This is a genomic window from Prodigiosinella aquatilis, from assembly GCA_030388725.1.
In the GTDB taxonomy this organism is placed as follows: domain Bacteria; phylum Pseudomonadota; class Gammaproteobacteria; order Enterobacterales; family Enterobacteriaceae; genus Prodigiosinella; species Prodigiosinella aquatilis.
On record CP128857.1, the window covers coordinates 4030473 to 4051627 of the forward strand.

Below are 21155 nucleotides of genomic sequence, written 5' to 3' on the forward strand. Positions count from 1 at the left end.
CACACTATTTTCATGCAAAACTGTGCGCCAACAGATATTTTTCGCTTATCACTGTTGTTAGGATGTGCGGCACATTAGCTGCTGGTGAGTGTTGCATTGCGCTTGTATGCGCACTAATACCAATTTCATCGGTGTCAGGGAATCAATAATAGTCACTCAGTGACATCGTCCATGGCACCATTCCGCTGTATCCTACAATACGGTTCGATGGAATTACCGCTGTAGAAAAACGCCTCCTTTTATGGAGGCGTTTTTCTTTCTGATAATCCGGTTATAGCCCTGGAATCAACAAACTGGAACCCGAGGTTTGACTGCCTTCCAGCGCCCGGTGAGCCGCTTGGGCATCCGCCAACGCAAACTTTTGCTTATCTGCCACATCAACCTTAATCGCGCCACTGGCCACCATGGAAAACAATTCACTACTGGCCTGCACCAGTTCGGTACGGTTAGTGATATAGCTAAACAACGAAGGTCGGGTGACATACAACGACCCTTTCTGGTTCAGAATCCCCAGATTAACACCGGTTACCGGCCCGGAAGTATTGCCAAAACTCACCATCAGACCACGGCGCTTCAGACAATCCAGTGATGTCTCCCAGGTGTCTTTTCCTACCGAGTCATAAACCACACTGACTTTCTGTTCATCTGTCAGTTCCAGCACTCGATGAACAATATCTTCCGTACGGTAATTAATGGTGGCCCAGGCACCAGCCTGCTGCGCCAACACGGCTTTCTGCTCTGAACTCACCGTACCAATCAACTTCGCGCCAAGGGCCTTCGCCCACTGACAAGCTATCAGGCCGACACCACCTGCGGCAGCATGGAACAGAAACAGCTCACCAGATTTGATTTCATAAGTCTGGCGCAACAGATAATAAACTGTCAGCCCTTTGAGGAAAGAGGCCGCAGCCTGCTCAAAGCTGATGGCATCTGGCAGAATGGCGATCTTATCTTCCGGTACATTATGTATTTCACTATAAGCACCGAGCATAGACTGCGCATAGACAACCCGGTCACCAACTTTAACATTTCTGACATTGGCTCCCACTTTGATGACGACCCCTGCGGCTTCTGTTCCGAGTCCAGAAGGCAGCGACGACGGTGAATACAGACCGGACCTGAAATAAGTATCAATAAAATTGATCCCGATAGCCCGGTTCTCCACCTGGACCTCATTCAGCGTGGGATCATGGGGAATGAAATCTACATATTCCAACACCTCTGGCCCACCATGAGTGCTGAATTGAATATGCTTAGTCATGTCTTCTCCTCGTTATATCTGCTTTCGCTTATTTACCATGACAGCCAGAACGTGTCATTCCTGCTTTTCAGATATACAATGCGCTTCTCTCTTAAGGTAAATCAACCAGTAAAGAATGCGCTCAATGGCAGAAAAAAGACCGACCAATAAATCGACAGGACCCCGCGATCGTCAGGTAGAAGGGTTAAAACTCCCCCCTCATTCGCTGGAAGCGGAGCAGTCGGTGTTGGGGGGCTTGATGCTCGATAACGAGCGCTGGGACAACGTATCCGAACGCGTATCCACCAATGACTTTTTCAACCGGGCTCACCGCCTGATTTTCAGCGAAATGCAGCGCCTGCTGGAGATGAACAAGCCTATTGACCTGATTACCCTTTCCGAATCCCTGGAACAGAAAGGTGAACTGGAATCGGCAGGTAGTTTTGCTTATCTGGCTGAGTTGGCGAAAAACACGCCCAGCGCGGCGAATATCGGTGCATATGCCGATATCGTGCGTGAACGTGCAGTAGTGCGGGAGATGATCGCCGTGGCCAATGAAATTGCCGATGCCGGTTACGATCCACAAGGCCGCAGCAGTGAAGATTTGCTGGATCTGGCCGAATCCCGCGTGTTTCAGATCGCAGAAAACCGGGCCAGTAAAGATGATGGACCGAAAAGCATTGATCGTATTCTGGAAAACACCGTCTCGCGTATCGAGCAGTTATATCAACGCCCACATGATGGCGTTACCGGTGTATCCAGCGGCTATCAGGATCTGGATAAAAAAACCGCCGGTCTGCAAAAATCCGATCTGATCATCATTGCCGCCCGCCCTTCAATGGGGAAAACCACCTTTGCCATGAACCTGTGTGAAAATGCCGCCATGACGCAGGACAAACCGGTGCTGATCTTCAGTCTGGAAATGCCCGGCGAGCAGATAATGATGCGTATGCTGGCGTCGCTGTCCCACGTCGATCAAACCCGCATCCGTACCGGTCAGTTGGATGATGAAGACTGGGCACGAATTTCCAGCACCATGGGATTGCTGCTGGAAAAACGCAACATGTACATTGATGATTCATCCGGCCTGACGCCAACTGAAGTTCGCTCCCGCGCCCGTCGGGTATTCCGCGAACACGACGGCCTGAGTCTAATTATGATCGACTACCTGCAATTGATGCGGGTGCCAGCGCTGTCAGATAACCGCACACTGGAAATTGCAGAAATTTCCCGTTCACTCAAAGCGTTGGCAAAAGAATTGCAAGTCCCGGTAGTGGCGCTGTCGCAGCTCAATCGCGGGCTGGAACAGCGCGCCGATAAACGTCCGATAAACTCAGACCTGCGTGAATCCGGCTCCATCGAGCAAGACGCCGACCTGATTATGTTTATCTACCGTGACGAGGTTTATCATGAAAGCAGTGATATGAAAGGTATCGCCGAAATTATTTTAGGGAAACAGCGTAACGGCCCTATTGGTACTGTGCGCTTGACCTTTAACGGGCAGTGGTCGCGTTTCGATAATTACGCTGGCCCACAATATGATGACTAATTCGCTAAGGATGCAGAATGAAAACGGCAACCGCCGTCATTAATCGCCGTGCTTTACAACACAACCTGCAATTAATTCGCCAGATGGTGCCACAAAGCCGTCTGATAGCCGTTGTAAAAGCCAATGCCTATGGGCACGGCGCACTGGAAGCCGCCCGCATTTTCAACGACGCTGACGGTTATGGCGTCTCCCGTCTCAGTGAAGCACTGGCATTACGTGCCGGAGGAATCACTAAACCGATCCTACTGCTGGAAGGCTTTTTCTCTGCCAACGATGTGCCGCTGCTGGCCGAATACCAGTTGGAAACCGCTATCCACAGCGTGGAACAACTGGCAGCATTGGAACAAGCTTCGCTCTCACGCCCATTAAAAGTATGGATGAAACTGGATACCGGCATGCATCGTCTCGGTGTGCTACCGGAACAGGCGGAAGCATTCTACCAACGGCTCGTCCATTGCCACAATGTGGTGCAACCGGTAAATATCATGAGCCATTTTTGCCGGGCTGATGAACCAGAACTGGATACCACAGCGCGCCAACTCAGCTGTTTTGATGCATTCACCAAAGACAAACCGGGAGCACAATCCATTGCGGCATCTGGCGGCATTTTGTTGTGGCCGCAAGCTCACCGTGATCAGATCCGTCCTGGCATTATTCTGTATGGTGTTTCCCCTTTGGACACCGGCGATGCCAGCCGATGGAATTTGCAGCCCGCCATGACACTGACTTCACATCTTATTGCAGTACGTGACCACCAGGCCGGAGAACCTGTCGGTTATGGCAGTACCTGGAGTAGCCCACGCAATACAAAACTGGGTGTGGTGGCCATGGGCTATGGTGACGGCTATCCGCGTGGTGCTAAAAGTGGGACGCCGGTGTGGGTCAATGGTCGTGAGGTGCCGTTAGTAGGCCGGGTTTCGATGGACATGATTTCGGTCGACCTGGGACCGGAGGCGCAGGACAACGTTGGTGATGAGGTGATTCTGTGGGGGAAAAATCTACCGGTGGAAAAAGTTGCTGCCTTTAACGGCATCAGCGCCTATGAACTGATTACTCGCCTGACCTCCCGTATTCAACTGGAATACGTTGACGAATAAGCTGAAAAACGAAGCAGAAGCCGCATAACACCATGAACACCATGCGGATTTCTGCCATATCGCGCCAGCTGTCCATGGAAAAGCAGCAGTAAAACTGCATGACGCGTTCCCCGGTTCAGGAACGCGTATCTTTCTACAAGTACCTTTCCATGCCAAAAATGGCATCAGTTATACAGCTCCGCTACACCACGTAGTTGGTTCCCACCATTGGTCGAGATAATACGGAAAGACTTCGCGCCAGCGGCATTGGCTTTCTCTGCCAACTGCGACTGTAGATCATCCAGACTAAAACCAGTGGCGGATACGGTACCCATACTCTGGCCTTGTGTGCTCTGCACTTCTGTAGCAGCGAAGGTGCCGAAAGAAATGGTAGACAAGGCGATAACTGCAACAAAATTTCTGATAGCTTTCATGATAAGATTCTCACAATTTTTTTGGTTATGAAGGCTGATATTGCCTTCGATGTGGAGCATCATAATCCTGCTATCTGGTCATTAAAAACGGGTTAATTTGCCATTGTCATTCAAAATAACTGAATATTTTAAGAGTAAGAAACATCACACTACTCACGCATATCAGTACATTAAAATTGTAGGTTTTGGACCCGGAAAGCGCCCTGAATACGACAGCGTTCCGGGTGAGGTCGTGACAGGGCAAAGAAGGGTTATTTCGAGCTGGCCAACCACTGGCCGAGGATTTTCTGATACTGCCCCGTCATTTTAGCGAGATGCAGCCACTGGTCGACATACAGCTTCCAGCTCATATCATCACGCGGCAACATGTAGGCTTTTTCACCATACTGCAACGGTTTGTCAGGGTTCACCGCACACAACTGCGGATAGCGTTTCTGCTGGAACAATGCTTCAGAGGCATCGGTAATCATGACGTCCGCTTTCTTATCCACCAATTGCTGAAAAATGGTTACATTATCGTGCAAAGCCAGAGTGGCTTTCGGCAAATACGCGTGTACAAACGCCTCATTAGTACCACCAGCGGGTTCTACCAAGCGAACAGCAGGCCGATTAAGCTGCTCAATGGTTTGATATTTATTCTTGTCTTCACAGCGAACGAACGGAATTTTACCGTCCACATCCAGCATATTAGTGAAAAACACCTGCTTCTGCCGCGCCAGCGTGACTGAAATCCCGCCCATGGCAATATCACATTTACCGGACTGAAAATCAGGCATTAACGTTTTCCAGCTGGTTTTCACCCACTCAACTTTTACTCCCAGGCTTTTCGCCAGCGATTCCGCCATTGAGATATCAATCCCTTCATAGCTTCCGTCACTACGCAACGAGGTGTAGGGCTTGTAATCTCCCGTAGTGCATACTTTCAACACACTCTGCTTCTGGATCTGATCCAGATGCGAGGCAGCACTGGCACCGCCTGCGACAGTCAACAGGACGAGCGGCAACCATTTTTTCATTTTTTCCCCTTGATTAACTATTACCCGAATTGACTACCAAAGCAGACACTGTACTTTTTTTCTTTTTGATTGAATAGCCTATCGCTATTGCCAGTAGCCAGAGCGGGATCCTCCACACAGAAATACGGCTCCCCAGAGTCATAACCATGACAATTAACATTTTGAGTAAATTAAACATTCAAACCGCAGGATAAATTCACACCTCATGTATATAGATGGGTATACCTGTCATACTTCAAGTTGCAAGTGTGTTGGCTGCGTTCGCTCACCCGAATCACTTACCTGAGTAAGCTCATCGGGATTCGCTCACTTGCCGCCTTCCTGCAACTCGAATTATTTTGGGTATACATTCTTTATTTGGTGCACAAGTGAGATATTTTATGCGTGTAAAAGTATGATTAACCATTATAAATGCACAGTAATGAAACACGATGGTGCGACATCTCCCGTAAAAATCCTCCCCAGCTTTAAGCGAGGTAAAACCTCTGCTTTCGGTAATGGGAAAAGCTGCTAGTCTGTAGCCCCACAACATCTTTGGCAGGTTATTGGCATGTACAACGTTGATGATTTTGATCTAAAAATTCTGCGGTTATTGCAGGCAAACGGACGGCTGACCAATCAGGAGTTAAGCGATCTGGTAGGGCTTTCCGCTTCTCAATGCTCCCGCCGCCGTATTGCACTGGAACAAGCGCAGATGATTCTTGGTTATCACGCTCGACTGGCGCCAGATGCCGTAGGGCTGGAAATGCTGGGGCTGATTGAGGTCCGACTCATCAACCATACGCCGGACTGTGTTAACAGTTTTCATACTATGCTCGGTGATGTCGACGCCATTATCGATGCCTATAAAACCACGGGTGACGCAGATTACCTGCTAAAAGTCGCCGTGTCGGACCTGCATGGCCTGAGCGACCTGATCAGCCAGATTTTGTCGCAGAATAGAAGCGTGGCACATCTAAAAACCTCCGTGGTACTCAATCGATTGAAAGAGAATGGATTGACAACACCGGTGGCCACAACACTGCCCTAATTCGGGGCAGTATGCTTCGCGATAGTGCACAGCAATGTATAGTTAGTGCATTGGTGGCACAATAATCGCGATATTCAACGTAAATAAGACCAAAAAATGCATTGTTTGTGCAAATTTTGCTGTAATAGTTTCAATAAGTTAACGTTATTGCTGCTCAGTATTAGCGTAATCCGATATTGCCGACAGCAGCGGTGGTGCGCTTTTTGCTTGAAAGTAAAGGTGTTCTTTTGAATTGAGCGCTTTTACATGGATAACGTTATTACCACTGCAAAACTATCACACACACTTCTGGAAGATGTTCTGGCAATCCTGATCGGCACGCTGATGGTCTCTTTCGGGATTATTTTATTACGCCAGTCTGGAGCATTAACTGGCGGCACAGCCGGAATGGCTTTCCTGCTTCACTATCTGACACACGTCTCTTTCGGGATCGCCTTCTTCCTGCTAAATCTGCCATTTTATTATCTGTCTATTCACCGCATGGGATGGAACTTCACCCTAAAAACCTTCTGCGCCGTAGCACTGGTGTCACTGTTTTCCGATCTGCACACCTTGTTTATCCATATCGACCATCTGAACCCGTTCTATGCTACGTTGTTTGGCAATATCATCATGGGATTGGGGTTTATTGTACTGTTCCGTCATAAAGCCAGTCTGGGCGGGGTAAATATTCTGGCGCTCTATTTACAGGATAAATATGCTATTCGGGCGGGGAAATTCCAGATGGCGGTAGATGTAACCATTGTGCTGGCTTCGCTGTTCGTGGTAAGCATACCTATGCTGATAACATCCGTGCTGGGTGCCACTATTCTGAATCTGATTATCGCGATGAACCACCGTCCGGGTCGTTATACAGTGTAAAACTGGTGCAGCACACCATTAACCACCGCACAACCCGATACTTTTATTATCAGGAGAATAAGACCGTGTTCCAACATGTTGACGCCTATGCTGGCGATCCCATCCTGTCACTGATGGAGAAGTTCAAACAGGACCCCAGAACTGACAAGGTTAACCTCAGTATTGGGCTGTATTATGACGAACAAGGAACCATTCCCCAGCTCCAGGCTGTCAGCATCGCTGAGCAACAACTTCAGGCGCTGCCAGCACAGGCCTCGGTTTATCTGCCGATGGAAGGCTTGCAGCCTTACCGCAATGCGATTCAGAAACTGCTATTTGGAGAGCGCCATCCGGCACTGACCGCTCAACGTATCGCGACCATCCAGACACTGGGCGGCTCCGGCGCACTGAAAATCGGGGCGGACTTCCTCAAGCGCTATTTCCCGGAGTCGGAAGTATGGGTAAGCGATCCAACCTGGGAAAACCATGTAGCCATTTTCTCCGGTGCCGGTTTCAAGGTGCATACCTATCCCTATTTTGATGCTGATAGTCTGGGCGTCAACATTGATGGCATGCTCGACGCGCTGAAACAGTTACCGCCGCGCAGCATTGTGCTGTTGCACCCGTGCTGCCATAACCCGACCGGTTCCGACCTGACCAATTCACAGTGGGACCAGGTCATTGAAGTCCTGATCAACCGTGAACTGATCCCGTTTCTGGATATCGCCTATCAGGGCTTTGGCGACGGCATCGACGACGATGCCTACGCCATCCGCGCTATCGCAGGTACCGGACTACCGGCACTGATCAGCAATTCGTTCTCTAAAATCTTCTCGCTGTACGGTGAACGTGTTGGTGGGCTTTCCGTGGTTTGTGAAGATCAGGAAGCCGCAGTGCGTGTATTGGGTCAATTGAAAGCTACAGTTCGTCGCAACTACTCCAGCCCACCAAGCTTCGGTGCGCAGGTGGTTTCCCGTGTGCTGAATGACGCCACGTTGAATGCGGAGTGGAAAGCGGAAGTGGAAGCGATGCGCATCCGTATTATTGCTATGCGTCAGACACTGGTCGATACCCTGAAAAAAGCGCTACCAACACGGAACTTTGATTACCTGCTGACCCAGCGTGGCATGTTCAGCTATACCGGCTTCAGCCCGGAACAGGTTGATCGCCTGCGGGAAGAGTTCGGCGTATACCTGATCGCCAGCGGTCGCGTTTGTATGGCTGGCCTCAACCACGATAACGTACAACGAGTAGCGGAAGCCTTCGCCGCTGTACAGTAAGTAACAAGCCACCGGAGTTTACCGAACCACTACATCATTGATGGTGAATTTGGTTACTCCGGTGGCTCTTCTTAGCCAGACTCAACTGCCTGTGCGGCAGTGAACGTAGAGCAGGCAGTTGCAACGTCCTGAGAACAGGCATAGGGATTGCCTACCGTTTGCAAATTATTTCTATCGTCAAGCCCAATATCCCAAGATTCAGTATCGAGCATCAGTGAGAGTGTGATCATGTGGATTCCAAAATTCAGGCAATAAAAAAGGCCGCACATGGCCTAATGCTTGCCAGTTAAGCGCTTAAAGGAGGCCGCAACGGATAACGTTGTGGCCTCTTTTTTACCGCCCTGGGGTAATGTCGCGCTCTTCTCTCCGGCAGCACCAGTCCGGAGGCCATCGCCATTACCTCTTCCATTATCCGCGGTATTTTTCCCGGTGAGACGCCCGGTAACAGACTCAGCTGGCTTTTCAGATACAATGCTGACTGTTTAAAACTCATCTGATAAGGCTCTACACCTTTCAGGCTGTACGCCATCCCCCCTCTGGCAGGATAGTTGACACCCCAGACTGAAAATCTCTATGGGGCAACGGAGCCTGTTATGAAACGTTATTCACCAGAGCGTAAGGCCGCTGTATTAGCTAAATTACTTCCTCCTTACAACATGACCGTCACCGCACTTGCACAACAGGAAGGGATATCGGAAGCTACCCTTTATCATTGGCGGGTCCAAGCCAAATTGGAGGGAAAACCAGTGCCCGGTGCCAACAAAACCACAGACCTTTGGTCGACAGAAGCTCGTTTTGCCGTCATCGTTGAAACCGCGACACTCAGTGAAGCCGAACTGAGCGAATACTGCCGTCGCAAAGGGCTTTATCCTGAACAAATAGCGCAGTGGAAACAGGATTTTCTCCAGACGCCACAAGTCGATACCCGGCAGTCGCAAAAACAGGCCCAAAAGAAAATCAAAGGGCTGGAGCGTGAATTGGCGCGCAAAGAAAAGGCCCTGGCGGAGGCGGCAGCCCTGTTGGTCCTGAGAAAAAAACTGAATCAGTATTACGGCGAGGCGGACGAGGACGACTGACCCCCGCTCACGAACGCGTGCAACTGATCCGATGGATACGTGAAGCCATGAACGCCGGTGTACGTCTGATCCCCGCTTGTCGGGAAGTAGGGTTAAGCCTGAGCACCTGGCGGCGCTGGAATCACCAGGCTGAAGACCGTCGTCCCACGGCAGAGCGTCCGGTACCGGCCAATAAACTGACCGCCGAAGAAGAGCATCAGATAGTCACGGTATGTAATGAGCCGGAATATGCCAGCCTGCCGCCGGCGCAGATCGTGCCACGGCTGGCGGACAAGGGCCTCTATCTGGCCAGTGAATCGACGTTTTACCGGGTACTGAGGCGGCAGGGTCAAGTGCATCATCGTGGCCGTAGCCGCGCACCGCTGAAGGTGAATAAACCGACCAGCTATCAGGCTGTTGGGCCATGCCAAGTGTGGACGTGGGACGTCACCTGGCTGGCCTCCAGGGTTCGCGGCCGCTATTTTTATCTGTATCTGATAGAAGATATTTTTAGCCGTAAAATCGTCGGTTACGAGGTTCACGAAGAGGAAAGCGGCGAGCGAGCGGCCGCGCTGCTGCACCGCACCGTGTTACGTGAACGGTGTTACCGCCATCCGTTAGTGTTACATGCCGACAATGGTGCGCCGATGAAATCCCAGACGCTGAAAGCGAAACTGGAAGAACTGAGCATCACGGGTTCGCACAGCCGACCACGAGTCAGCAACGATAATCCGTATGTGGAGTCGCTGTTCAGAACGCTGAAATATGTTCCGTCGTGGCCGTCATCAGGCTTCCTGGATCTGGCTGAAGCCCGGCGTTGGGTGGAGGGCTTTAGCCGGTGGTATAACAAGGAGCATCGGCATGGCGCGATCGGTTATGTCACACCAGAACAACGGCATCAGGGAGAAGATATAAGCCTGCTGGCAAAACGAAAAGCCTTGTATGACATGGCTAAAAAAGCCCGACCGGAACGGTGGTCAGCCTCATGCCGTCAGTGGCAGCGGGTAGATGTAGTAATGTTGAATCCAGACAAGCCAGAAACCGGGCTAAAATCTGCAGCGTAAAAAACGAATAAGGGTGTCAACTTCGTTGACAGCTACCGCCCGGTCTCATCAGGCGAAGTTGTTGGCAGTGAAACGCGTCACATCGAACCGGGGGCGTAATACTCCAGGTATTGATGGCGCATTATGGGTAAATCCGCAGCAAAAATGGCAAGCGGCTCAAGCGCTGACCTGCCGGGGTCGGTAGCTGTCAGCGTACTTCCGCTACCCGGCTAACATACGCAAAGTGATCTACACAACCAACGCGATAGAATCGGTGCACCGTCAGTTCAGGAAACTGACCAAAACCAAAGGCGCTTTTCCGAATGAAAACAGCCTGTTGAAACTGCTTTATCTGGGACTGATGAATGCACAGGAGAATGGACAATGCCGATCCAGAGCTGGAATTTGACATTGTCGCAGTTAGCCATTTATTTTGAAGGGCGACTGGTTAGCCATTTATTTTGAAGGGCGACTGAATAGTGTGATAACGCTATAGAGTTTTTAACGTGACACAGAATTCTGAACGCTCTCTTCATTAAAATGTAACCATTGAATTTACTGTACTATACACGATTCATTACTGCCTTCAAAAGTTGCAGATCAACTTCATTTTGAGGGTAGTAAACATTTAATCTGCTACTGGAATCGCCACTAAAATTCCACCACAACTGTTTATCTAATGAAATTAACCCTAGCTCAGCATGATCATATATATACGATAGTTCTTCTGGGTGCAATACGGTATTATCAGCCCATGCTTTATCGAAAACATGCGATAGCTCTCTAAAATCATCAGTTTTTTGTTTTAGCACTTTATCATCAGGTCGCGTAGCCAGAGTCTCTCTAAGAAACCCTGCCATCCTTGTTAGTTGCAGTTCCAATTTTTCATCATCTTTGATACACAATAGTCTTTGCCATGAAGGGTTCTTAATCGTTAGGTAAAGGTAATTTTTTTCGCTGGCTGGAAGTGAATCAAAACTAAAACCAACCATAAGACTAAATGCATAATTACATGTAACAATATCTAGATAATCGTTCATTAATAGAGCGGGAAATGGATTCAGATGTAATAAGAGCTGAGATGTATGCTCGGATATAGTACAGCAAGGTTGTTTGTTAGTTCGTGCTTGAGGTGAAATTAAATTGCATATATATTCGTATTCTGATTCCGTAAGTCGCAAAGCCCTCGAAATAGACATGAGTACTTGTGATGATATACCAGTTACTTGGCCGCGCTCAATTTTGCTATACCAAATTGTACTAATACCTGAAAAATATGCCACATCCTCCCTTCTCAAACCTTTAGTTCTGCTTCTGATTGGCTTCACCAAGCCAATCTCTTCAGGAGATATGCTTTCTCTTTTCGTTCTTAGGAAATCGCCCACCAACTTTAGATTACTTTCATTCATTGATTAACCTATACAATTTATACGTGTCTAGCCTGTTACTTGCACGATATAAAACAAAGGTCAAAATGTCCATGTTCTATTAGGGAGGAACTATAGGTTTTTTTGGTGCATGGATAAAAAGAACGTGTGTGAAAAAATAATTTTTTCTTTTAAAAATTATATAGTAAAAAGAGAATATCTCTATCAGATCAACCAGTATTGGGGAAGTCATTCAGTAAAACATCAGCTCTACCCTGCTCCAAATGCAAAGCAGTTAAGTATCGGGGTACAGACAAAATGGAGATATTGATGCTCAGCAGTACCTTTCATGCATGTCCGCATGCATGAGGTCGACCAAATCACATCGTCAAGGCGGAGGTTGATAACCTATGATACCAAAGACTGTAACATGTGTTCCCTGAACAGGGGAAAATCAGTCAGACATTATTATGCTTCTATACCTCAAACTTAACTATAGCTCATTAAAAAATCGCCAACGTGGAATTAATTCAATGTTAAGTAAAACTAAAGAACTGTCGTCATTTGGTGTATTGCTCCTTGTCGCAGGACAGATACTACCTCAAATAAATTTCTCAATAGTTAATGTTGCACTTGACGTAATTGGTAAAGCATTAAAAACAGATGCGACAGGACTTGTTTTGATAGTATCGCTATACGGATTAAGCTTCGCAGCTCTAATTGCTACAGGAGGCCGACTAGGAGATAAGTACGGAAGAAAACGCCTTTTTATGATTGGTACGGCAGGTTTTTGTATTGCATCAGCGATTTGCGGATTTGCCACTGATATTATCTCTATGCTATCAGGACGTTTGCTCCAAGGTTTTTTTGCCGCACTTTTATTACCGCAAATACTAGCTACAATCCACACAACATTGGAAGGGGAGCGCCACCGGTACGCGGTAGGTCTTTATACGGCGATTGCAGGTCTTTCTGTCGTTATTGGCCAAGTTGTTGGAGGCTGGTTAGTTTCCACCAACTTATGGGACTTAGGATGGCGAATTGCTTTTTTTATTAACATACCTATTGGCGTGATTATATTTATAGCTTGTTATTTTGTTATCCCCGAAACCAAATCAGATGAAGAGCAACACATGGACATGGGGGGGGTTGCATTACTTATTTTATGTCTGTCATTTATAATGATACCTGTATCTTTGGGGAAACATTGGCCCGAATTATGGTGGTTATTGCTAGGCGCGCTGCCTTGCGGGATTTTATTATGGAAGGTAGAAAAGTCACATGAACTCGCAGGCCGCAAGGCAATTTTACCACCATCTCTTTTCAAAACACCAATGGTCATAAATGGTTTTGTAAGTGAAATGGCAGTTACCTTTGCCTACCCTGGATATCTATTTGTCACAGCCTTATGTTTACAAAGCAAGTTAGGTTTCACACCGCTTGAATCAGGAAATACATTTATCGCACTCGGAACAATGTTTTTTATAGGTTCATTACTCAGTAAGCCGTTGAGCCAACGGATTGGAGATGTCAAATCGTATTCTATAGGGGCAATTCTTACAGTTATAGGATTTTTAGGCACAGTCTATCTATTTCATAAGTTTAAATTTGACTTAAGGTTTTATAATTTATGGGTAGCTACAGGCGTGGTAGGATTAGGTAATTCGATAATGTTAACCTCCGCTTACAGACTTGCATTATCGCGGGTTGGGAAACATCATGCCAGTGAAGCAAGTAGTGCTTTAGCAACAGTACAGCAAGGCTGTTTTGCGTTGGGAACAGCATTTGCTGGCGCAATCTATTCGTTTACATTGTCTCAAGGATACTTAAACGCAATTACAATATCAATCAGTATTTTGTCGTTATTGGTCATATTCGTAGGCGTCCCTATGTATGTCAAAAGCAATCGATATACATTAGCGACGTCTAAATAAATTCTTGCATTGATGCTTTACTTCTCATCATGCGAGTCAACACTGGTGGGATATCATGTCATGTAAGAGGAATACTATCATGCGAAACTATTTAATAATATTTTCCTAACCAGATAATCATAGTGCCCAAATATTACTGATGGGCACTAATGATTATTACCGAGGCTAACGATTATTATTACCATTAAATAGCTGCGCCAAATAGTAGATCCCTTTGAGGGAACTCAGCCCTGATTGCACCGTCTGATTAATTACCAAACATCACTAGTCACCAACCGGACTGAGCGATACCTGTAAGCACACCGCTTTTAGTTCCACACACTTTTTGAGATTTCCAGTTTTTCAGTCATCAGCCGGTATTCTTCCGGCGTCAGGTTATTCAGGGATTCATGAGGCCGCTCGCTGTTGTATTCCGCCAGCCAGCGCTCTGTGATTTCCCTCGCTTCATTCAAGGTTCTGAACAGATAAAAATCCAGTATCTCTGTCCGGTACGTTCGGTTAAAAGGGGGTGCGGACGATTTCCTGGACTCTCAGGAGATAAATAATGTTTACCGAAGCAGAACGGCTCCGCGCAATTGAACTTTACTTTAAATACGGCAGAAAACTGGCTCCTGTAGTTCGTGAACTGGGTTACCCCTCTAAAAGAAATCTACGACGCTGGATCCGTTTATGGGAAGCGAGTGACGGTGCTACAAAATCCATACTCCGTAAGCCTCGTTACTCTGATGTGCAAAAGCAGGCTGCTGTTGAACATTATCTTAACCATGGCTGCTGCCTGGCGTTTACCAGCAGGACTCTTGGTTATCCCTGCTGTGATGTATTGGCTCGCTGGGTTAATGAACGTCATCCCGGCAGACGGCTTATTTTCACCAGTACGATCAATCAAAATGCACCTTTTGAACCTGAGGTGAAACGTCAGGCTGTCATGGCGCTTTGTACACGGCATGTACCTGCCAGAGAAATCGCCATGAACGTTGGCATCAGTCGCACGGTATTGTACAAATGGAAAGATGAAATCATCGGCGATGAGGCTTACCAGTCCATGCGCAAACATGAAAAGCCGTCTCTTACGGAAGAGCGCGACACTCTGCGCGAAGAAGTTAACCGACTTAATCAGGAGATACGTCGACAGCAGATGGAGCTCGATATCCTGAAAAAAGCGGAGGAAATCATAAAAAAAGACCCGGGCATCAGCGTCAGCACTCTGACAAACAGGGAAAAGACGCAGATCGCTGATGTCCTGAGAGGCTCGTACCCGTTGACAGAGCTGCTGCGAGTCCTTGAACTTGCACGGAGCAGTTTTTTTTACCACCGGACAGCTCTGCGCTCGGGAGATAAATACGCGACCGTACGTATCGCAATAACAGAGATCTTCAACGGTAACTATCGTTGTTATGGCTATCGCCGTCTGCACGCTATGCTACGGCACAAAGGCCAGCGACTCTCTGAGAAGGTTGTACGCAGACTTATGGTGGAAGAACAGCTTGTGGTCAGTCGAAACCGTCGGCGCCGCTACAGCTCATACGGCGGAGAAATCGGCCCGGCACCTGACAATCTTCTCGCCAGAGACTTTAACGCGGAACAGCCTAATCAAAAATGGCTGACAGATATCACGGAGTTCCAGCTGCCGTCAGGCAAAGTATGGTTGTCACCTGTAATCGACTGCTTCGATGGTAAAGTTGTGAGCTGGTCGTTGGGTACACGCCCGGATGCAGAACTGGCGAATACCATGCTGGATGGTGCAATCAGCACATTAACCGCAGGCGAACGACCAATAATCCATAGCGATCGAGGCGGGTATTACCGCTGGCCAGGCTGGCTTAAGCGTGTGAATGCTGCCAGTCTTATCCGTTCGATGTCCCGTAAAGGCTGTTCACCGGATAATGCGGCTTGTGAAGGGTTCTTTGGTCGCCTGAAAACGGAAATGTACTATGGTCATGAGTGGTCAGGCGTGACACCTGAGCACTTTATGCAGCATGTTGATGCCTATATACGATGGTATAACGAACATCGCATCAAGTTGTCGCTGGGAGCACTCAGCCCGGAAATGTACCGTCGACAACTCGGCATCGCGCAATAAAACCGTCCAAGAAAACATCCGCACCCCCATTACCGTCTTATATCACTGGCGCTAACATTAACAGCATCACCACCTCCGACTCCTAATTACGTGGCTCAATACCTGGCCTGTGAGTGCCTTCGCTAACACTTCACGTCAGAAGTTACCCGCTGCCGCGCATAGCTAAAGGTCTGGGCGAGTGGCTAGTTCTTACCCAGGAGGGACTTTCACCCTCAGTTCTATCACCAGCTTGCCTGGCGTACTAAGCGTCCGGCGAACTCATATTGCTAACAGAACTCTGCTGCCACATGTTGCCCTCATTCAATAAAACGAACCTGAGGTAAAATATGGCAAAACGGTATTCTCACAGTGAACGACAACAGCATCTCGACGCCTGGCAACACAGCGGATTGACTAAACAGCACTATTGCCAGCAACACGATTTGAACCCGGCTACTGGCTCAAACACCATCACGATGATGCGACCGTGGCCGTTCACGCCGCATTTATTCCTGCGCGCCGGGTTATGCCAGGGAATAATGACGCCGACACCGTGACGCTCAACCTCCCCAACGGGTGTTCGGTCAGGTGTCTTCCCGCTCAGTTGCGCGCCGTGATGCAGGCCTTGTCTCTATGTTAACGCCGCAACACATCTGGCTGGCGCGGGAGCCGGTCGATATGCGCCGGGGGATTGATACCCTGACTCAATACATTACCGACCACCTGCACCAACCTTGGCAAGGGGTAATCATCTAACCCTCCATGCAATCTTAAGCTGAAATGACCCAAGAGCGAATATCTCAAGATAGTCGGCTTCAACTAATTGAAACTGTAAATACTTAACTTATGTTAATGAATGCAAATTTAAGATAAAACAACACCTAGCGACACTTAATTAAAATTAAAAAATAAATAATATTTATCATAAACTTAACAAAGCACCAAGGAATGGATGACTTAATTTTTAATGCGAATTTGTTAAATTAATGTTGACTATAAGTTCTTAAGTCACTACACCTAATATGGCTTTGATAAAGCGTACAACTTGAAAACTACTCTAATGCGTATTCCGCTCTATTCGATCACGGATTGGCATCGAAGTTCGATCAGCGATTCTCATCCATTCGATCAGCCGGGAACTTAACTTTTCCTACTGCTTTTTAACCTGTTTTTTCGTCGCTTTCCACTCCCGGTTTATTTTTCCTCATTGACTCACCCTGGAGTGCCAGTCTGTGCGCGTTATGCACCAGCCTGTCCAGGATCGCATCTGCCGTTGTCGGGTTCTCCATCAGACCGTGCCACTTGTCTACTGGGAACTGGCTCACCACGATGGTACTGCTTTGTCCGTAGCGGTCTTCGATTATCTCCAACAGGTCGTTACATTGCGCGTTGCTCAGTGGCTCCAGACCCAGATCGTCCAGGATGAGCACCTGCGTTTTTTGCAGCTGTTTCAGGTGCTTCAGCCAGCTGCCGTCAACGCGACCCTGCGCCAGCATCTCCAGTAGCCGTCCCGTACGCCAGTACTGCACGCTGTGTTTCTGTCGGCATGCCTGCTCACCCAGCGCATTGGCTATCCAACTTTTTCCACACCCCGTCGGACCGGTGATCAACAGGCTTTTCTTGTGGGTGATGTAGTGACCGTTCAGCAGTTCCCGCATCTGCTCGGCCCGCAGACCCCGTGAGACCGGGTAATGCAGCCCCTCCGGGGCTGCCTGGTACTTCAGGTTGGCGCTTTTTCTCAGCCGCGCAACACGACCGTTTTCTCTGTTCAGCAACTCATCATCGGCCAGCAGGGTCAGCCGCTCCTCGAACGACAGCTCCTCGTAAGTCTGGGGCGTTTCTCGCTGGCGTATCAGCCCACCGGCCATCGCCGGGAGCTTCAGTTGGGTCAGTTTGTTTAACAGGTTATCGCTCATACAGTCGGTTCCTCTGGTTGTCAGTTAGTGGTAGTAGCCCGGGCCGCGCAGGTTTTCATGCTCAGGTGAGGTCACGGTGTGCTGCTCGCTCTGACGGGATAACGGCAGCTCCTGGTGCTCACGATGGTGACGCAGCAGGTTGTCGATAAAGCGTCTGTCCGGTGCGTTATAGTGCCAGGCGACGCAACTGGCTTTTTCCAGCCGCTCTTTTCCGTATTTTTTCTGCAGCGCGATCAGACCGAGTACCGCGCGGTAGGCCAGCTCCGGATGAGCCTTTGCTTTCAGCATGGCGTCAACCACCCTGCCGGTGAACGGGCCGATGCTGCATCCCATCTCGAGCAGTCGTTCCGGTGTCCAGGTTCCGTGCCCCCGGTGTTGAGCCGGCATATGCAGCGGATTGGTAGTGTGCTTATACTCATGCGAACTGCGCGGATGCTGCGCCACGCACTGCCCCTTGTGCCAGAGCTGAACCACCGTCTGACCTGCTTTCAGCGACAGGCGCTGACCGACCAGTTCGTGCGGAACCGAGTACCAGTGGCGGGCATATTCAACGTGGTAGTCAGGGCCGACCTTCACCGCTTTGTACTCCGTGTATTCATACGTCGCCAGAGGCAGCGGTGAGAGTGCCGGCGCATCCAGTATGCGGAAGCGCTCTGCGCGGGTCTGGTTGCCGTACCCTTTCATTGGCCGGTTATTCATGTCCGTCAGCAACTCCCGCAGGCGGGTATTCAGCGCCCTGAGCGTGTAGAAGGTTTCATTGCGGATGCGGGCAAGCAGCCATCTTTCGACGATGAGGACGCCGTTTTCTGCTTTCGGTTTGTCTTTCGGCTTATAGGGGCGGGTCGGGATAATAACGGTGCCGTAGTGCTCTGCCAGCGCCTGATAGCTGTCATTGATGACAGGCTCATAGCGATCGGCCTTTTTCACCGCGCTTTTGAGGTTATCGGGGATAAGCAGCTTCGGCACGCCGCCCAGGAAGGTCAGGCAGCGGCTGTTGGCGTTCAGCCAGGACATCATGTCCTGGCCTTCACACGCCTCAACGTAGGTGTAGTTGGATGCCCCCATCACGGCCACGAAGATGGCCACCCGGCGTATTTCTCCGGTATCCGGGTTGATGACGGGGAGCGTCGGGCCACAGAAGTCGATAAAGAGTTTTTCGCCGGCGCGGTGCTCCTGGCGCATAGAGAGGCGGCGCGTTTTTTTCCACTCCCGGTAGCAACGGCAGAAGTGGGAGTACCCCATCGCCAGCTCACCGGCCTGAGCCTTGTACTCCATCCACAGCAGCTGTCGCGTTACGCCAGGCTTTCTCATCTCAGTATCGAAGTGAAGCAGGTCAGGCATCACCAGTTCTGATGCAGAGGCACTTTTGGCCGGGAAGATGCGCTTTTCAAGGGCATCATGGGATATTGCTTCAGGGAGGGGCCATGGGAGAGACGTGGCTTTAAAGCGGGAGAGCACCTCAAAAACTGTTGATGCACTGATTTTCAGTGTCAGTGCGATGCAACGGTTGGTCAGCTTCTGGTCGAACTTAAGCTGAAGGATCTTAAAACAGGTTTCCATGGAACTCCTGGCTTTTCTCTTTTTGGACATCGATATCTCCATTGGCTTAAAACAGCAATGGAGACTGTGATGGAAAGAGTTAATTCCCGGAGTGAGCGACAGGATGCCAATCAGTGATCGGATGCGTGCCAAATCGTGATCGATTGTGATGCCAAACCGCGATCGGAGATGCATGCCAAATCATGATCGATTCGAATGCCAAACAGTGATCGATTCAGATGCCATTTTGCACTCTAAACAATACGAGGTATTACCCATGAAAGATGAAGATACTAAAACTCTCAATCTCAATATTTCCGATGAGTTAACGGCAGAGCTTCAAGACTTTTTAGCCAATGATGCGACAACCGCTGCAGGTTGCGCGTTTAACGCACATGACTCCAACAACCAGCTGATTACTTACGATTAAGATCTGATGGTTTAACTCCAGGGTCGAATGGTGCAATGATCAGAACTAAACACTGATTCACTATTTGACCCTCTTACAAGAATTGGATAAATCAGGGAGGGTAGAATGTTTAGACTGAGTTCTAGTTTTCGTACACGAACAGCAGAAGATTCCTTAAAACTCGCGAAGTCAATTGCTCTCGATATGGGCGTTACGAGAGTAACCAACGTCACCTGGTTAGATAAAATAGGCATCCCTGTATTTGCGGGCATTAGACCCTATGCCTCAAAGGGATCTCTTAATGTTCATGCAGGCAAAGGGATAAAACCCAACGAAGCAAAGATCGGAGCCTATATGGAGTCGATTGAGTTTTCACTGGTAGATGATATTCATCATGCAGATAAAATTCACTTAATGAAATCAGCGGATATCCTTGCCTCTTATAACAACCTGTATTCTTTAAGTTCCTTTGGGATACGTTTAGGTGAGAAGATATCCTCCGACGATGATATTTATTGTGTTAAAGGTCATGATATCATCAATAATATTGAGGTCATGATCCCAGCGGAATTAGTTTTCCATCCTTTTCAGCATCCGCAAAAAAAATATATTTACGGTGGCACCACAACTAACGGTTTATGTTCAGGTAATACATCACTGGAAGCGATAATTCATGGGATATGTGAGGTCTTAGAAAGAGATGTACAATCTTTTAATCATATTCAGGATAAGTCACTCAAAGTTGATATTTCTACAGAACCAGAGAGTATACGTGTACTAAGGCATAAAATCGAAGAAGCGGGTTTGATTCTTGTGCTTCGAAAAACTATCAACCAATTTAATTTACCATTTTTCTCTGCCTATGTATTGGAAAAAACAAACAGCGCTTATATCTCGATAGCGGATGGTTTTGGATTACACCCCGTTGCAGAAATTGCGGCTATCCGAGCCGTTACTGAAGCTGTACAGAGCAGATTGTCACATATCCACGGAGGACGTGATGACATTATCGATAGAGTTAAGCATTTCAAAGATAAAGAAGCTGGTTTAGAAGAGCAAGTTATGGGAGGGTTAAGAGAAAGAGTGACGCAGGGAAATAAATATGTAAATTTCATTTCTGAAGATGAAAGCGTTATTGATTTTCATAATATTGAACAGCTTTATGAATACCTCAAAGCAAAGTTAATTACTAACAATCTAAATGGTTGCATTCATGTTGAACTTAGTCCAAAAAATTTCCCATTCAGTGTGCAAAGGGTGATAATCCCCAACGCAGAATATGTGGAGCCCGGTATGAAGCGTATAGGATATCGTTTTGCAGAGGCTTTTAAAAAAAATAAAAATCCCCTCTCTGCTAAAGGAATGTAA

The 21155-nt window shown here is 48.3% G+C and carries 19 protein-coding genes and 4 pseudogenes; 14 read left to right on the forward strand and 9 right to left on the reverse strand.

Annotated elements, in window-relative coordinates:
- Positions 1–271: 271 nt before the first annotated feature.
- Positions 272–1261, reverse strand: a complete 990-nt coding sequence (locus tag PCO85_18805; protein ID WJV53204.1) for a quinone oxidoreductase — start codon at positions 1259–1261, stop codon at positions 272–274.
- 124 nt (positions 1262–1385) lie between these two features.
- Here PCO85_18805 and dnaB point away from each other — a divergent pair, with 124 nt between their 5' ends.
- A complete protein-coding gene (gene dnaB / locus PCO85_18810; GenBank protein ID WJV53205.1) occupies positions 1386–2789 on the forward strand; it encodes a replicative DNA helicase in 1404 nt (467 codons plus the stop codon).
- A gap of 17 nt (positions 2790–2806) precedes the next feature.
- On the forward strand, positions 2807–3886 hold the full coding sequence (gene alr, locus PCO85_18815; protein WJV53206.1) for an alanine racemase: 1080 nt from the start codon (positions 2807–2809) through the stop codon (positions 3884–3886).
- Positions 3887–4050: 164 nt separating this feature from the next.
- Here alr and PCO85_18820 read toward each other — a convergent pair whose 3' ends face one another.
- Both PCO85_18820 and PCO85_18825 read right to left on the reverse strand, forming a co-directional pair.
- Positions 4051–4299: a DUF1471 domain-containing protein gene (locus PCO85_18820; protein WJV53207.1), complete on the reverse strand. Its 249-nt coding sequence runs from the start codon at positions 4297–4299 to the stop codon at positions 4051–4053.
- 251 nt (positions 4300–4550) lie between these two features.
- Positions 4551–5315 carry a transporter substrate-binding domain-containing protein gene (locus PCO85_18825; GenBank protein ID WJV53208.1) on the reverse strand — a complete coding sequence of 255 codons (765 nt, stop codon included), beginning with the start codon at positions 5313–5315 and terminating at the stop codon, positions 4551–4553.
- A 550-nt stretch (positions 5316–5865) separates the two neighbouring features.
- Here PCO85_18825 and PCO85_18830 point away from each other — a divergent pair.
- The 3 genes from PCO85_18830 (at position 5866) to PCO85_18840 (ending at position 8465) form a co-directional block, all read left to right on the forward strand.
- Positions 5866–6345 carry an Lrp/AsnC family transcriptional regulator gene (locus PCO85_18830; protein ID WJV53209.1) on the forward strand — a complete coding sequence of 160 codons (480 nt, stop codon included), beginning with the start codon at positions 5866–5868 and terminating at the stop codon, positions 6343–6345.
- 246 nt (positions 6346–6591) lie between these two features.
- Positions 6592–7206 (forward strand): YitT family protein, encoded by a 615-nt coding sequence (locus tag PCO85_18835; protein WJV53210.1) that lies wholly within the window; start codon positions 6592–6594, stop codon positions 7204–7206.
- A 65-nt stretch (positions 7207–7271) separates the two neighbouring features.
- Complete coding sequence (locus PCO85_18840; protein ID WJV53211.1) at positions 7272–8465, forward strand: amino acid aminotransferase; 1194 nt, start codon at positions 7272–7274, stop codon at positions 8463–8465.
- A gap of 71 nt (positions 8466–8536) precedes the next feature.
- Here PCO85_18840 and PCO85_18845 read toward each other — a convergent pair whose 3' ends face one another.
- Both PCO85_18845 and PCO85_18850 read right to left on the reverse strand, forming a co-directional pair.
- Positions 8537–8695, reverse strand: a complete 159-nt coding sequence (locus tag PCO85_18845; GenBank protein ID WJV53212.1) for a hypothetical protein — start codon at positions 8693–8695, stop codon at positions 8537–8539.
- A gap of 56 nt (positions 8696–8751) precedes the next feature.
- A pseudogene (locus PCO85_18850) lies at positions 8752–8994 on the reverse strand (IS4 family transposase).
- Between the two features lie 64 nt (positions 8995–9058).
- On the opposite strand from PCO85_18850, the gene PCO85_18855 reads away from it, so the two are divergent.
- From PCO85_18855 to PCO85_18865, 3 genes and pseudogenes are all read left to right on the forward strand, one after another.
- A protein-coding gene (locus tag PCO85_18855) for an IS3 family transposase (GenBank protein WJV53213.1) occupies positions 9059–10584 on the forward strand; the annotation gives its coding sequence in 2 pieces (ribosomal slippage) (positions 9059–9503 and positions 9503–10584; 1527 coding nt in all).
- Between the two features lie 13 nt (positions 10585–10597).
- Positions 10598–10768, forward strand: coding sequence for a reverse transcriptase N-terminal domain-containing protein (locus PCO85_18860; protein ID WJV53214.1), 171 nt, complete (start codon positions 10598–10600; stop codon positions 10766–10768).
- A pseudogene (locus tag PCO85_18865) lies at positions 10769–11028 on the forward strand (transposase).
- A 98-nt stretch (positions 11029–11126) separates the two neighbouring features.
- Here PCO85_18865 and PCO85_18870 read toward each other — a convergent pair.
- Positions 11127–11972 (reverse strand): helix-turn-helix transcriptional regulator, encoded by an 846-nt coding sequence (locus PCO85_18870; protein WJV53215.1) that lies wholly within the window; start codon positions 11970–11972, stop codon positions 11127–11129.
- 491 nt (positions 11973–12463) lie between these two features.
- Between PCO85_18870 and PCO85_18875 the strand changes: the two genes are divergently transcribed.
- Entirely contained in the window at positions 12464–13864 is a 1401-nt protein-coding gene (locus tag PCO85_18875; protein WJV53216.1) for an MFS transporter, read from the forward strand.
- Positions 13865–14172: 308 nt separating this feature from the next.
- On the opposite strand, the pseudogene PCO85_18880 reads toward PCO85_18875, so the two are convergent.
- Positions 14173–14367, reverse strand: a pseudogene (locus PCO85_18880) (transposase).
- A gap of 41 nt (positions 14368–14408) precedes the next feature.
- On the opposite strand from PCO85_18880, the gene PCO85_18885 reads away from it, so the two are divergent.
- The 3 genes and pseudogenes from PCO85_18885 to tnpB all read left to right on the forward strand — a co-directional run bounded on the left by PCO85_18885 (position 14409) and on the right by tnpB (position 16652).
- On the forward strand, positions 14409–15944 hold the full coding sequence (locus tag PCO85_18885) for an IS3 family transposase (protein ID WJV53217.1): 1536 nt from the start codon (positions 14409–14411) through the stop codon (positions 15942–15944).
- 326 nt (positions 15945–16270) lie between these two features.
- Positions 16271–16480 carry a hypothetical protein gene (locus tag PCO85_18890; protein ID WJV53218.1) on the forward strand — a complete coding sequence of 70 codons (210 nt, stop codon included), beginning with the start codon at positions 16271–16273 and terminating at the stop codon, positions 16478–16480.
- 76 nt (positions 16481–16556) lie between these two features.
- Positions 16557–16652 (forward strand): annotated as a pseudogene (gene tnpB, locus PCO85_18895) (IS66 family insertion sequence element accessory protein TnpB).
- 431 nt (positions 16653–17083) lie between these two features.
- Here the strand turns inward: tnpB and istB are convergent.
- Complete coding sequence (istB, locus tag PCO85_18900; GenBank protein ID WJV53219.1) at positions 17084–17839, reverse strand: IS21-like element helper ATPase IstB; 756 nt, start codon at positions 17837–17839, stop codon at positions 17084–17086.
- Between the two features lie 24 nt (positions 17840–17863).
- Complete coding sequence (gene istA, locus PCO85_18905; GenBank protein ID WJV53220.1) at positions 17864–19399, reverse strand: IS21 family transposase; 1536 nt, start codon at positions 19397–19399, stop codon at positions 17864–17866.
- 256 nt (positions 19400–19655) lie between these two features.
- Between istA and PCO85_18910 the strand changes: the two genes are divergently transcribed.
- Together PCO85_18910 and PCO85_18915 are read left to right on the forward strand one after the other, a co-directional pair.
- Positions 19656–19808, forward strand: a complete 153-nt coding sequence (locus PCO85_18910) for a hypothetical protein (GenBank protein ID WJV53221.1) — start codon at positions 19656–19658, stop codon at positions 19806–19808.
- A gap of 105 nt (positions 19809–19913) precedes the next feature.
- On the forward strand, positions 19914–21155 hold the full coding sequence (locus PCO85_18915; protein ID WJV53222.1) for a YcaO-like family protein: 1242 nt from the start codon (positions 19914–19916) through the stop codon (positions 21153–21155).